The following is a 13,221-nucleotide window of genomic DNA, read 5'->3' on the forward strand; positions in this document are numbered from 1 at the left end:
AAATGGCCGTAAAACCGAGTATTCCAAAAGGTACAAGAGACTTCAATCCGCAAGAGGTGAACCGTCGACATTACATCATGTCGGTACTTCGCTCTGCCTTCGAAGGCTATGGTTTTCAGCCTATTGAGACACCTAGCTTTGAGAATATTGAAACCTTAACAGGTAAATATGGTGAAGAGGGAGACCGACTCATCTTCAAGATTTTACGCTCTGGTGACTTCTTGAGTAAAGTTCCTGCCGACGTTCGTTCAAATGACAATCCAAATGCATGGACGTCATTTATAGCTGATAAAGCTTTGCGGTACGACCTAACCGTTCCATTTGCCCGCTATGTTGTGCAGCACAGAAACGAGTTAGCTATGCCTTTCAAGCGTTATCAGATGCAGCCTGTATGGCGTGCAGATCGTCCGCAAAAAGGACGTTTCCGCGAGTTTTGGCAATGTGATGCCGATGTGGTGGGAAGCGATTCGCTCTGGCAGGAGGTAGAGTTTGTACAACTGTACGACCGTGCATTTGGCAAACTAGGCTTGAAAACGGAAATACATTTGAACAACCGCAAGGTCTTGGCCGGTATCGCCGAGGTGATTGGAGCTTCTGAAAAGCTTACGGACTTTACGGTTGCGCTTGACAAGCTCGATAAGATTGGAGCTGATAAAGTAGTAGAAGAAATGGTAGAGCGCGGTATTCCGTCTGACGGAACTTCGAAGCTCTTGCCATTGCTTTCTATGAGTGGAAACAACGAGGAGGTGATGAACTTCTTGGAAGACTTCTTGAGTGATTCGGAAGTAGGGAAGAAGGGTCTCGAAGAGCTGGGCTTCGTCCTCAATCAAGTAAATGCACTTTCGCTATCATCCGCGGAACTCGTTGTGAATCTTACGCTTGCACGTGGGCTAGACTACTACACGGGCGCTATTTTGGAAGTAAAGGCGAAAGATGTTGAGCTTGGCTCCATCGGTGGCGGTGGCCGCTATGACGACCTTACCGGAATCTTCGGAATGCCGGGTCTTTCGGGTATGGGTGTGAGCTTTGGTCTCGATCGAATTTACCTCTGCTTGGAGGAATTGAACTTGTTCCCAGAAGACACTTCAAAGTCACCTGATGCGCTCTTCTTTAATATGGGTGATGCCGAGATGGCTGTTGCACAGAAGTGGGCTGCAGAACTTCGAAACGCAGGATTTTCGGTTGAATGCTATCCGGACTCTGCGAAGTTCAAGAAGCAATTTGATTATGCCGAGAAGAAAGGTATTAAGTACACGGTGATTATGGGTGACCGTGAGATTGCTGATGGTGTAGCGCAGGTGAAGAACATTGAGAGTGGGGAGCAGGAGATGTATACACTCGATCAGTTGATAGCGCTTTTCCGAGAATGAGAATTCTATACCTTTTCGCTGCATTCTGTATAGCGGTAACCACTTTTGCTCAGGAAGAGCAGCTCTACAAAGTGGTTATTGTAGATCAGGATGAGGAAGAGGTGACTAGTGCTTACTTGGAGCTATCTGATGGTAGAAAGGTTGCCTTTCCTCAATACGATGGTAGGTTTGTTTACTCCTTCAAAAGTTCAAATTCATCCGAGTTCATTAAAGTCGTTCAGACGTCGGGTATAGGAATTCCCGAGGGACCAAAAGTCGATTACTTCACAGTTTATCCAGATTCAATCAACGTACTTGAAGTAAAGCGGATTTACAGTGTATTGCCGCCCGTTGATGTTGGATCTACCCTCACATCTGGGAACATTAAATTCAGATCAAGCGGAGCGGCCTTAGACGATGATCATATTCGTGAAAGAGCAGGAAACTCGCTCTCTGAGGCCATTGATGTTTTGCCTGGAGTACATGCAGTGAACACAGGCGTGGGAATAGCCAAGCCTATGATTCGTGGTTTCATTGGCAACAGAGTTCAGGTTGTTGATAATGGCATACGTCAGGAAGGACAGCAATGGGGAATGGATCACGGACTGGAAATCGATCAATTCAGCGTAGATGAAGTAGAGGTAATCTCTGGTCCAAGTGCTATAGCTGAAGGCCCGGGAATGCTTACGGGAGTTGTGCGAATCAACCCAAAGTGGGAATCTATCAAGACCGGCTTTTCTGGAACGATACAAGGTTTAGGGAAAACGAACAACCGGCTCTACGGAGGGTCTGGACTTCTAAACTATCGAAGTACTAATCAGCGATTGATAGTTAGTGCTCGGGCTTCGGTTCAAGATTTTGCAGATTATCGCGTGCCGGATGACCAGTTCATTTATAATGGTTTCATTCTCCCTTTGCCAAATGGGATTCTGAAGAATACGGCTGGTACAGAACTCAATTTTAAGGCGGATGTCAGATATATGTTCAATTCGGATGAATATCTCACCTATACCTTTTCCGTATTTGATCAGGTTGTGGGGCTATTTCCAGGAGCGACGGGCATTCCAAGAGCATTTGATATTGGCGAAATAGGTGATCAAAGGAACGTTGCAACTCCAAATCAAGAGACTAGGCATTACAAGCATATTTTTGATTATCAGGTAAGTAGAGGGTATTATACGCATACCTTGAACATCGGAATACAAGAAAACATCAGAAGGGAGAGATCTCAACCTCACGGACATGGTCTAACGTATATCGACAGTTCGAATACACTTGCGTTAGGTCTGAACCTTACATCCATAGAAGCGAAGTATTCAACTGAATATGCAAAAGATAACTATTCGTTAAGTGGGGGACTGAATTATCAAAACAAGGCCAATCGAATCTCGGGATGGGAGTTTCTTATTCCAGCGTACGATCGCAATGAGTTTGGTGCGTTCTTCTTGATGAAGTGGCGTACATCTGACTGGAACTATAGTGCCGGAGTACGTTTAGATGGAGCCAATACCAATGTACAAGGTCATTCACAACCGTACTATGCTGAGCCCGACTCATTGGTGGAAAGGGTGGCACCCTTTACGCTTCTTCAAGTTCGACCTTCTGTGACATTAGGCTTGTCGAAACAACTTGGTAATCATGGAATTAATGGACATGTTAGCTACTTAAACCGACTTCCAGCGGTGAATGAACTCGCTTCAAATGGCGTCCATCATGGCACCTTCCGACATGAAGTGGGTAATCCGGACTTGGATCCTGAATCCGGGTATGTAGGTGAGTTGAATGCTTTCTTGAATTTCGAACCACTCTCCATTAAGATGACGGGTTTCGGAGGATATTACAGCAATTTCATTTACCTCAACCCTTCGGGAAGGTTTAGTCCACTGCCGGATGCAGGTCAATTGTACCAATATGAACAAAGTGCGATGGTTCAATTTGGCGGTGAAGTTTCGGCTACTTATGACATCTACTTAGGTTCAAAAGCGTGGAATGATTATCTACTACATCTCACATTGATAGGTGAATATGTGAGTGCCACAAGCACGGAGACCAACTTGCCGTTGCCGTTCCAACCACCTTTGGGTGTGACATTCATTCCTGAGTTTGAACGTACGGGAGAACGTAGTTCATGGAGTGTAGGTTCAGAACTTCAGTTCGTTGCGGCCCAGGATAGGGTGGCCAGGAATGAGTTAACCACGCCAGGATACGGCCTCATTCACATTTACGCAGGTTACTCAGATGTACTGTCAAATGGCAACGAATGGGGGGTGAGCGTCAGAATCCAAAACCTCACCAACCAATCTTACCTCAGACACCTGTCTCGATATCGAATTCTGAACTTGCCTGAACAGGGAATCAACTTCATTCTCCAAGTAAAGTATTCATTTTAAGGGTGAAAGAACATTTATGCAACATAGTTGCAGAAATGTTTAGGTATACTATATTTGCAACATAGTTGCGAAAACAAATTATACCCCATTCCAAATGAGAGTTTTGAAATCAACCCTTCCTATTGCGATTGCTTCACTCGCTTTTGTAGCGTGTTCAGAAGAGCAAGTTGATACGGAGGCGCCAGAGATGACGCAGGTTCTAATCAATGGATCTGATGACGAAATAACCGTGCAAGCTGGAACGCAGTTGTCGATTGATGTATCCGCTGTAGATAACGAAAGCGTTTCTCAGGTTAAGATTGATATTCACGAAGTTTTTGATGGACACGAGCACGGTAAAGTGCAAGTTGATCCGTGGACCTATGTGAAAATCTTAAACACTTCCGGTGCCACAGTGACCGTTTCAGACAACCCTATGATTCCGACGGAGGTTGCTTCTGGACCGTACCATGTTGTGCTTAGGGTTCTTGATGATAACGGTAATGAAGGAGAGTTCGAAGAGCGTGAAATCGTAATCGAGAATGGAAGTCAGCCTATTGTAAACGTGACGTCTCCGGTGGATGAAGACGTTTATCAGTTAGGCCAAACCATTACCCCAATGGGTACCGTTACAGATGTGGAAGGACTCGAAGAAATCCATTTGATTTTGTTTCAAATCGAGCATGACGAGCACGGACATGATCACGATGATGAACATCTTCATGAAGTAGCGGAAGATGAGATGGAATTTACTGATGATCCTACTACCTTTGACCTCAGCAATATGAGTGTTACCATTCCAGCAACAGAAGAGGCAGGTCATTACTTGCTCATGATTAAAGCTGTTGACATCGAAGGCAACCACACTATTGTTGAAGTAGAACTCGACATAGAAGAATAATATATGGCAGACCTAAACCACATCTTGAAGACTCATGGATTGCGCACCACGGCTATTCGTCGTGAAGTGATGCAGTATTTCCTCAACGAAGGAAAAGCCGTGAGCCATCAAGATGTGGAAGGTGCCATGCCTAAAGCCGATAGAGTTACGCTTTATCGCACTCTTGCTGCACTAGAAGAAAGTGGAATCATCCATCAAGTGATTGATGACGACACGGTAAAGAAGTACGCGCTTTGCGGAACCGAGTGCAGCGGTGACCACCATCACGATAATCACGTTCACTTCAAATGTGAACGTTGCAACGACACGGTTTGCCTAGAGGATATAAAAATCCCGCATATCAACCTACCACAAGGGTATTCAGTTGATAGCGGGAATTTATTGTTGATGGGCACGTGTAAGTCGTGCGCCTAGCCTGTTTACTTTAGAAAGCTACACCGATACCTGCACCTACTCGGAAGCCGGTGTAATCCAGGTTTCGGTTATCCGAAGCTTCACGGTTGTCATAGCTCATTTGGTCATATCCAAAGTTCAACTGCACGAATCCCGAAGCAGTTTCACCTTTCAAGAGTTCTGAACGAATTCTCGCATCTACTATTGACCACTGAACTGCGCGCTCATCTGTACTCGCAGGCGGATTGAATGAACTCTGGAAATACAGCCCTACAGAGTTGATACCCTGCTTGGCCTCCAAACCGATGTCATAACCGTTCTGCCACACCATCGGTCCGCCGTAGGTAAAGGTCTGAAAGACTCCTTCAGAAACTCCGGCGGCATTGATTCCAGCATACACATAGGACACACGAACGAGGTCGAAAAACTTCGCACCCACGCGAAATTGTCGCATGCTCATGTCGCCTTCAAAATCACGACCATCAGCTAGCTCTTCTAGTCCAAACATGTTTCGGTACGTACCACCTCCATAAATATCGATGAAGCTCTTATCGCCGCTCTGGGCGTCTAATACCCGAACATAAAGGTTTCCGTCTAATTCTGGCCAACCGAACTTTGCACGGTGCGTTTCACCGTCGAGGTCAGCCGCAATGTTTCCTGGAAATGGCATGTATACACCGCCGTAGAGGTCGGCAGATACGCGCCCGTTCTGGGCATAAGTGAATAGGGGAAGGAAGAATGAAAGAAGAGCGATTCTCTTCAGAAGCATAATAAATGAGTTTTGGTTAATAGTATTGACTTGTAATAATATAGCGATATTAAGAGTGGAATCCCGCATACAACGCGGGACTCCGCTCTTGGGGAAGAAATATTAGCGCACCTGTCCGTCGCCGTAAACGTAATATTTGTTCGTTACGAGCTGATCGAGGCCCAGTGGACCTCTGTGGTGCAATTTATCTGTTGAAATAGCGAGCTCGGCACCTACGCCCATCGCTCCACCATCTGTGAAACGCGTAGAAGCGTTTTGGTACACCGCTGCACTGTCAATTTGTTCCATGAACTTGGCCGCACGATCATTATTCGAAGTCATAATGGTCGAGCTGTGTCCACCTGAGTATTTGTTAATCGTTTCAATGGCATTCTCCAGTGAGTCCACCGTTGCAACTACACTCTTCATGGCTAGGAACTCCTCGTACCAGGTGTCTTCATTCTCAACCTTGATTGAGTCAGAATCGAGTTCAGCTACATGTTCATCGGCCAAAACTTCTACACCTGCCTCGCGAAGTATGGTATTGAGCTCAACAACCTTTTGTTTGTACTCGGGAAGGTTCTCATCAATGAGAATTTTGTCAAGGGCATTGCATGCCGAAATCTTGTCAGTCTTTGCGTTCAAGATTACTTCGAGGGTTTTATTCCAATCGGCCTCTTTGTCTACATATAGGAAGTTATTTCCTCTACCGCTCACCAACACTGGGCATTGAGCGTGTTCCTTAACAAATGAGATGAGACGTTCTCCGCCTCTAGGTACGATGAGGTCCAACTGCTCACTAGGATTGCGAAGGAAGGCCTGGGTTTCCTCTCTCGGGAGTGTCATGAGTCGAATCCAATCGGTTTTCAATCCGTTTTCTTCGAGTGCTTTATGCCACGCTTTTTCCAAAATGATATTGGAATTCTTCGCCTCTTTACCACCTTTTAGAAGAATCTTGCTGTTCGCCTTGAAAGCGAGTACGGCAGCTTCAATGGTTACATCCGGACGAGATTCATAAATAATGAGAATGGTGCCGAATGGGGCAGTTTTATTTTGGATATGCAGACCATTATCCAGGGTACGATCGGCCAACACCTTTCCTACAGGATCTGGCATATCGTGCACTTGATTCACGGCGCTAATCATCCCGTCAACCTTAGCATCGTTGACGATTAAGCGATCGTACATAGCTCGATCATTTGGATCAAAAGCGTCGAGGTCTTTTTTGTTTTCGGCGATGATTTCACCGCGCATTTCGTCGAGTATTCGCGCCATACTCTTCAGCACGGCATTCTTTTTATCAGTACTAATAAGTTCCATATTATGCGTTTGCTGGTTCAACTTCATTTCTGAATACTGTGCCGACTTCCTTCCCGTCAATGATGTCGAGAATTACGTTGTCCAACTTACCGTTGGCGATATACGTTGGAATATTCTTGGCGGCTGTATTCTTGGCGATTTTCACTTTGGACTCCATGCCTCCGCGACCCTGATGTTCGTCTTTCTCAGAATCTTGGATATACTTTTCGATATCCTGTTCTGGAGTCACTTCTGGCAGGATTTCAGAATCTTCGTGATCCGGATGCCCGGTGTAGAAACCATCGATATCTGTTAGAATGATCATCATGTCCGCTCTAGTGAGCTCTGCTACAAGGCTGGCGAGTTCGTCATTATCAGAGAACATCGATTGTGTAACCGAAGTGGCATCATCCTCATTTGCAATAGGAATAACGCCTTGGCTAATGAGGCCTTCATAGCAATTGATCATATTCTCACGGTGGATTCCTGGATTGAAGTCGCGCTTCGTTGCGAGAACCTGTGCACAGGTAAGTCCGTAGTCGTGAAACAGTTGATAGTACATTCGCATCATTCTAGGTTGCCCGATAGAGCTAAAAACCTGTCGACGAATGCTTGGCTCCTCAATGGAGCAATCTCCTAAGATTTCTTTGCCTGCAATGGCAGAGCCACTGGAAATTAGGATAGTGTGAATGTCTCTCTCGTACAGTTCAGCGATTTGCTTTACTAGATTATCGAGAATTGGGCGCACGATTCGATCGTCTTTGTTGGTCATTACGTTCGTGCCGACTTTAATAACCACTCTTTTCGTCTCCATCTATTTTGGATTACGAAGAAACTTCCGACGGTTGTCGGACTGCGATTTTCGCAGATTGTTGGTTTGGTGATATGAAATGTGGGGGAGGATTACTCTGCTGAAGCGGTAGATTCTTCGCCAATTTCCATGGCGCGCTTGAATGCGGCGAATGCAGCTTCATGAATCAGTTCGTGTACATTGTTATCCGCTAGGCTATCCAATGCTGCACGTGTTGTTCCTCCTTTAGACGCTACTCGGTTCATCCAAGTGGCTGGAGAAATGTTATTCTGATTGAAGAGTTCGGTAGCACCTTCAAAAGTGCTGCTCACAAGTATGCGGGCTGTCTTCTCAGAGAATCCCATATCGCGGGCGGCATCCATCATCGATTCCATGAAATAGAAGATATAAGCTGGACCACTACCTGAAATTCCGGTAGATGCATCAATGAAGCGTTCGCTGCTTACATGGATAGCTTTACCCGTTGTTTTCAAGAGATTCTCAATGGTGAGGAGTTCAACTCGACTCACGCCTTCTGTACCTGTGAAGGAGGTCATTCCTTTTCCTACCTGAGCAGGAAGGTTTGGCATTGCGCGGATAATTTTGTCTACGCCTAGTGTTTCGCTCATGTAGTCGAGCGTCACGCCTGCCATAATAGACACAAAAATTTGATCAGAATTGATGTGAGGTTTCATTTCCTCGAACAATTCTTCGGTGTGGTAAGGCTTTACAGCAATAAATACCACATCTGCCTGTGGGAGGCTTGCGTCTAAGCGGTCATGCACATCGTACACGTCCTGCTTTCTAAGTTCTTCGCGGCGGCCCGGGTCCGCGTCATAAATCATTAAGTTTTTTCTTCCTAGAAGGGGTGAGCCTATCATACCTTCTGCATACGTGGAGCCCATGTTGCCGGCTCCGATAACTAGCACTTTCATTATGGTTAGTTAAAATTTTTGTGTCAGGTGCTCTGACACTTTCTTCCCAATTGCCTGTCATGGGTGCAAACTCCATGCGACATTTCTATACACCTAACGGGAATGTGGTGGAATTGTTTAAAAATATTTAATTGAAAATCAGTGTTTTACGATTAGGTATGGTCGTGTGCTGAATAAATTTTGACAAAAACTGACAGACTGCCGAATGGTCAGTTGTCCGACACATCGGCGCAAAAATCCGCAGATACGGCAGTAAATTTCAACTAGTTAACTACTTCTGCTACCATGCATCTCACACTTCCTCCGCCTATTCGTTCAATGGTGGGAATTGGAATCGGAAGGAGGGCGCAGTGCTTCCTAAGCGCAAAGATTTGATCGGTGGTCAATGAGCGTCTTGCCGTTGAGGACATCAACAGGCAATTGTTTCCACTTTCGTTCTTCACCTCGAGCATATTGCCGGCAAAAGACTTCACTTGTTCCCTTGTAATCTCGATGGAATCCTTTTTTGTCTTGGTGATATAAGCTTCGAGTGTAAGGCGGTCAGACTTGTCCGAAATCATGTCCGGACACCACACCACAAATCGCTCACCAATGCACACGAGGACGTTTGTATGGTAAACGGGAATACCTTCATGATCGATCGCGGTGAATGAAATCAATTTGTAATCGAGTTCATGACAGACCTCTTCGGCCAGACTCAAGTTGGATCGCGATGATCGAGATAATAAGGCATATCGGTGTACTCTATCGAACACGAGACTTCCTGTACCTTCTAAGAAGACATTGTCCTGTTCTCTATCGCTGTAATTGATTACTTGGGTGAATTCGAATTCCTCCTTGAGTCGCGATATGATATCTTCTCGGCGTTCGGTTCTTCGGTTCGCGGCCTCCATGGGGTAGAGGACAATGCGTCCGCTTCGGTGCGTAGAGAACCAGTTGTTTGGAAAAATAGCGTCAGGTTTGATGGGACGCTCGGTATCATTAATAACGATATGCGGAATCGCGTGGAGGTTTAAGACGTGAATCATCCGGTTGAATTCATCAACCGCTTTTTCGTGTACATCTTGGTCAGAGGTGCGCTTTTGAAACGAGTTACTCTGCGCTGTTTCGGGATTAAATCCGAAGTGTTTGGGTCGAATGAGCAAGAGGGTAGTCATGGGCTTGTTGATTAGGTAGTCATTAAATTACCTCAAACCCAGAATACAATTTGTAGGAAAATTCCACGAAGGCTACGAGTTTTGAACACGTGATTGTTCAAGAAGCCTTTGAATTTCAGGTATATAGTCTTTGTGAGACCACTTCATAAGCGTGGATCTCAAGCATGTCACTATTTCTGAATCTCGTTCCATTTGGTCGTCCACTATATAACGAGCATCCATCTTGTACAAAGCGAGGTGGAGGTCTAGCTTCGCTGCAGCATCGAAGATCTCTTCGCTCAATTTCGATATTTCTGAAATTGAATTCGCACGCGGTGCATACACAAGGATATCTAAATCGGGTTCAAACGGAAGCAGCCAATTTCCGGTCGATTCTAAACCGCTGTGCAAGGCATTGGCCGCATCGATGCACCTTTTAAGTCCATCGGACATTTCGCCTCCCACATTCAGCGGAAAGCGTTTCTGAGTGGCCCAAAGCGCAACCGCAGCAGCACCAGGTCTTGAGCATTCCAGTGTAATCTCTCCTAAGTGCAGCTCTTCCGAGGTGAAGTAGGTATAGGGTGAATCGTGCAAGTAGAACTTCCCGACACTCGGGTCTTTGAACAGTACACAGCCACAGCCGTAAGGTTGTAGTCCGTGTTTATGTGGATCAATTACAATGCTGTCGGCTTCGGTAATCGCATCAAATGCACTTTGGATGGATGGCTTATCGAACACAACGAGTCTGAAGTAACCTCCGTAGGCCGCATCTACGTGTACACGAGCACCATATTTCTTCGCCAATCGAATTACCTCGTCTACCGGCTCAACGTGGCCCGTGCCGGTAGTTCCGGCGGTTACTACCACCGTTCCAATGTTGCCTTCCTTTAGCATGGACTCCAATTCCAGTGTATCCAGAACAGGCTTATCTATTCTATTTGGTATGGAGGCGTATGGAATTTTCAAGACTGAAGTAATCCGCTCATGTGTGTAGTGCGCAGCTTGTGATGCTACCACTTTCTTATTAGGATGAATAGACCCCGCTACCCACAAAGCTTCCAAATTTGCCATGGTTCCGCCACCGGCAAGGTGACCTAAATGCTCGTTCCAGCCGAACATTCGGGCAATTTCGGCAACGGCTTCAATCTCCATCGAAGAGCTCTCGCGCCCGCCGTCCAGTGCGTGATTGTTTGGATTGATTTGCTGAGCAAAAGCATAAGCCGTTCTTGCAATCACATGAGGTGGCTTAAGCATTTGTCCTGCATACAGCGGAGAAGCATAAGGGTAGTTATTCTCCATTTTCTCGGCCATCTGGCTAAGAATGGATATTGACTGAGAATCAATAGCTTCCTGGCCTTCTAGCACGCCTCCGGGGATTTGATTCGCCCACTTCTCTGAAAGTGATTCTAATACTTCGTGACTCTTCATTTAGAGTCCGAATATCTTGGCGTCTACAAAGAAAATCGACTCAATATTGATATCAATGTCACTACCCGGAACTTGGTCGGTTACCACTTTCACGCGCAGGTCGTATTCGCTCTTCTTCAGGTAAGGGGTCAGGTCCGCACCGGTCACATCCAAGGAGAGCTCCGTTAGGCCGGAGTCTGGTATATCCTGTCGTTCAGCCAGTAGCACTTCAGGCTCGTTCTCAGCTTTAATGAAGATTTCAATGGACTTCAAAAAGTCAAAATCTGCTGAGCCCGGCGCGGTGATAGTAAGATCGCACTCATCTAGGCGAACCTCCTCGATTAGGTCAGCTCGCGTATTGTTGTTTTCGAAGGTGTTCGACGAATTGGTCTCCACATCAGGCGTGATGATATCAATCGGAAGGTTGATACCCGTTGCCGCTGGAATGGTAAACTCGGTATTCGTTTCAATGGTGAATTGCGTCAATTCTCGCGCTTTTTCACAAGCGGTTAAACCAAGAGCGACTAGGAGAATGGGCACTATTCGTTTCATGATGTGTGTTGTTCAGGCTTCAAATTTAGCAATATTGTTGTGCGCAGCGATTTCAATCCAGCCAAAGACTTCGGTATTCGCCTTGTGCATCATACTTGTCTGCCTGCAATTGTGTGTTGAATACCCTGTCTTTTCTAGGGTCGTTTCCCGTTCCTGAAACGTACGACCAATTGCCCCAATTGGAGGCCACGTCGTAGTCAATTAACATCTCTTCAAAGTAAGCGGCACCCCATCGCCAATCAATTTTATACTGATGCGTTAAGAAGGAAGCCACGTTTTGTCGACCGCGATTGCTCATGAAACCTGTGTGTTTCAGCTCCTTCATGTTGGCATTCACGAAATCATCCTCCGTTTCTCCTTCGGTCCACTTGTTAAATAGCTTCTCATCCTGACGCCATTTTCTTGGCGTGCCTTTCCAGCCGTTTTCCGCGAACAACTTCTTTCCATGTTTAAGAGCGACAATTTGGAAGTAATCCCGCCACAAGAGCTCAAAGATTAACCAATAGGTGCTTTGGTTTGATTTATTCTCCGATTCAAATCGCTTCACTTCACTGTATACCCTTCGAGGTGAAAGCGATCCATTTGCTAACCACGGACTGAGCTTCGAGCTGTAGTCGGCGCCAATGAGTCCATTGCGTGTTTCCTTGTATTCAAGAAGGGATTTGGTTTCCCAAAAATAGTGTTCAATTCTGCTTCGGGCGGCAAGCTCGCCCCCATTGAAATCAAGAGCTGCTCTGTCGTCGGTTTCAAAATCATCAAGATCAAGTTCCTCGAAATAATTGAGAGCTTTCGCTGGAATTTCACCTGTAAAACTGGGTACTACATCTGGTGCATCCACAGGAGGTGTAAACTCGTGATACTTCTCAATCTTCTTTCTGAAAGGCGTGAAGACGTCCGGAGATTTTTCGATGGAGAAGGGGAGATCTTCCATGTTGATCAGCGTGTGCGTCCAATCCGCATGAATTTGAACATTGGCACTGAGTTCTCGCTCTACATCAGCTTCCCTCTCACGTTCTTCATATCCTACGCTTTTCGAATAGCTGAGCGATGTGAAGCTCCAGAGCTCGTGTAGTTCTTTTAGGATTTGGACCGGATTGCCTTTGAATACGTACAATTCAGATCCTCGATTTCGCATGCTCTCGCGCAACTCCATTACCGATTGCCACAGGAAAAATGCCCTTCTACTGTGCATCCTTTGACCTCCGTGAATTCCACGCTCGAAGTTGATTTCATCGAAAATGTATATGCCCACGAGCTCATCAGAAGCCTCAGCAGCTCTATTGAAAACGGCATTGTCATCCAATCTCAAATCATTTCTAAACCAGTGTACTGTTCGATTCAT

At 45.9% G+C, this 13,221-nt stretch carries 12 protein-coding genes; 4 read left to right on the forward strand and 8 right to left on the reverse strand.

What is annotated here, in order from left to right; all coding sequences use genetic code 11:
- Positions 1 to 2 precede the first annotated feature (2 nt).
- The 4 genes from hisS to F8C67_RS00760 all read left to right on the forward strand — a co-directional run bounded on the left by hisS (position 3) and on the right by F8C67_RS00760 (position 5,033).
- Complete coding sequence (gene hisS / locus F8C67_RS00745) at positions 3 to 1,370, forward strand: histidine--tRNA ligase (protein WP_151665872.1); 1,368 nt, start codon at positions 3 to 5, stop codon at positions 1,368 to 1,370.
- A complete protein-coding gene (locus F8C67_RS00750; RefSeq protein ID WP_151665873.1) occupies positions 1,367 to 3,739 on the forward strand; it encodes a TonB-dependent receptor in 2,373 nt (790 codons plus the stop codon). Before hisS ends, F8C67_RS00750 begins: the two co-directional genes overlap by 4 nt.
- Before the next feature lie 94 nt (positions 3,740 to 3,833).
- On the forward strand, positions 3,834 to 4,619 hold the full coding sequence (locus F8C67_RS00755) for a DUF4625 domain-containing protein (protein WP_151665874.1): 786 nt from the start codon (positions 3,834 to 3,836) through the stop codon (positions 4,617 to 4,619).
- 3 nt (positions 4,620 to 4,622) lie between these two features.
- Positions 4,623 to 5,033, forward strand: a complete 411-nt coding sequence (locus F8C67_RS00760; protein WP_151665875.1) for a Fur family transcriptional regulator — start codon at positions 4,623 to 4,625, stop codon at positions 5,031 to 5,033.
- Positions 5,034 to 5,043: 10 nt separating this feature from the next.
- On the opposite strand, the gene F8C67_RS00765 is transcribed toward F8C67_RS00760, so the two are convergent.
- From F8C67_RS00765 to F8C67_RS00800, 8 genes are all read right to left on the reverse strand, one after another.
- Entirely contained in the window at positions 5,044 to 5,781 is a 738-nt protein-coding gene (locus F8C67_RS00765; RefSeq protein ID WP_151665876.1) for a hypothetical protein, read from the reverse strand.
- Positions 5,782 to 5,883: 102 nt separating this feature from the next.
- The gene (locus F8C67_RS00770) at positions 5,884 to 7,080 is read right to left on the reverse strand and encodes a glutamate-5-semialdehyde dehydrogenase (RefSeq protein WP_262714213.1); all 1,197 of its coding nucleotides are present in this window, start codon (positions 7,078 to 7,080) and stop codon (positions 5,884 to 5,886) included.
- 1 nt (position 7,081) lies between these two features.
- Positions 7,082 to 7,873, reverse strand: coding sequence for a glutamate 5-kinase (gene proB, locus F8C67_RS00775; protein ID WP_151665878.1), 792 nt, complete (start codon positions 7,871 to 7,873; stop codon positions 7,082 to 7,084).
- Positions 7,874 to 7,962: 89 nt separating this feature from the next.
- The gene (proC, locus tag F8C67_RS00780) at positions 7,963 to 8,784 is read right to left on the reverse strand and encodes a pyrroline-5-carboxylate reductase (protein WP_151665879.1); all 822 of its coding nucleotides are present in this window, start codon (positions 8,782 to 8,784) and stop codon (positions 7,963 to 7,965) included.
- A 263-nt stretch (positions 8,785 to 9,047) separates the two neighbouring features.
- Positions 9,048 to 9,941, reverse strand: coding sequence for a citrulline utilization hydrolase CtlX (gene ctlX, locus F8C67_RS00785; RefSeq protein ID WP_151665880.1), 894 nt, complete (start codon positions 9,939 to 9,941; stop codon positions 9,048 to 9,050).
- Between the two features lie 72 nt (positions 9,942 to 10,013).
- The gene (locus tag F8C67_RS00790; protein WP_223277491.1) at positions 10,014 to 11,348 is read right to left on the reverse strand and encodes a pyridoxal phosphate-dependent decarboxylase family protein; all 1,335 of its coding nucleotides are present in this window, start codon (positions 11,346 to 11,348) and stop codon (positions 10,014 to 10,016) included.
- A complete protein-coding gene (locus F8C67_RS00795) occupies positions 11,349 to 11,879 on the reverse strand; it encodes a hypothetical protein (protein ID WP_151665881.1) in 531 nt (176 codons plus the stop codon).
- A 52-nt stretch (positions 11,880 to 11,931) separates the two neighbouring features.
- The gene (locus F8C67_RS00800) at positions 11,932 to 13,221 is read right to left on the reverse strand and encodes a DASH family cryptochrome (RefSeq protein WP_151665882.1); all 1,290 of its coding nucleotides are present in this window, start codon (positions 13,219 to 13,221) and stop codon (positions 11,932 to 11,934) included.

Source organism: Phaeocystidibacter luteus (assembly GCF_008933115.1).
Classification (GTDB): domain Bacteria; phylum Bacteroidota; class Bacteroidia; order Flavobacteriales; family Schleiferiaceae; genus Phaeocystidibacter; species Phaeocystidibacter luteus.

Bases quoted from the DNA above. Each gene is read 5' to 3' on its own strand.
- hisS (WP_151665872.1), top strand. From the start codon at position 3: ATGGCCGTAAAACCGAGTATTCCAAAAGGTACAAGAGACTTCAATCCG.
- F8C67_RS00750 (WP_151665873.1), top strand. From the start codon at position 1,367: ATGAGAATTCTATACCTTTTCGCTGCATTCTGTATAGCGGTAACCACT.
- F8C67_RS00755 (WP_151665874.1), top strand. From the start codon at position 3,834: ATGAGAGTTTTGAAATCAACCCTTCCTATTGCGATTGCTTCACTCGCT.
- F8C67_RS00760 (WP_151665875.1), top strand. From the start codon at position 4,623: ATGGCAGACCTAAACCACATCTTGAAGACTCATGGATTGCGCACCACG.
- F8C67_RS00765 (WP_151665876.1), bottom strand. From the start codon at position 5,781: ATGCTTCTGAAGAGAATCGCTCTTCTTTCATTCTTCCTTCCCCTATTC.
- F8C67_RS00770 (WP_262714213.1), bottom strand. From the start codon at position 7,080: ATGGAACTTATTAGTACTGATAAAAAGAATGCCGTGCTGAAGAGTATG.
- proB (WP_151665878.1), bottom strand. From the start codon at position 7,873: ATGGAGACGAAAAGAGTGGTTATTAAAGTCGGCACGAACGTAATGACC.
- proC (WP_151665879.1), bottom strand. From the start codon at position 8,784: ATGAAAGTGCTAGTTATCGGAGCCGGCAACATGGGCTCCACGTATGCA.
- ctlX (WP_151665880.1), bottom strand. From the start codon at position 9,941: ATGACTACCCTCTTGCTCATTCGACCCAAACACTTCGGATTTAATCCC.
- F8C67_RS00790 (WP_223277491.1), bottom strand. From the start codon at position 11,348: ATGAAGAGTCACGAAGTATTAGAATCACTTTCAGAGAAGTGGGCGAAT.
- F8C67_RS00795 (WP_151665881.1), bottom strand. From the start codon at position 11,879: ATGAAACGAATAGTGCCCATTCTCCTAGTCGCTCTTGGTTTAACCGCT.
- F8C67_RS00800 (WP_151665882.1), bottom strand. From the start codon at position 13,221: ATGAATCGAACAGTACACTGGTTTAGAAATGATTTGAGATTGGATGAC.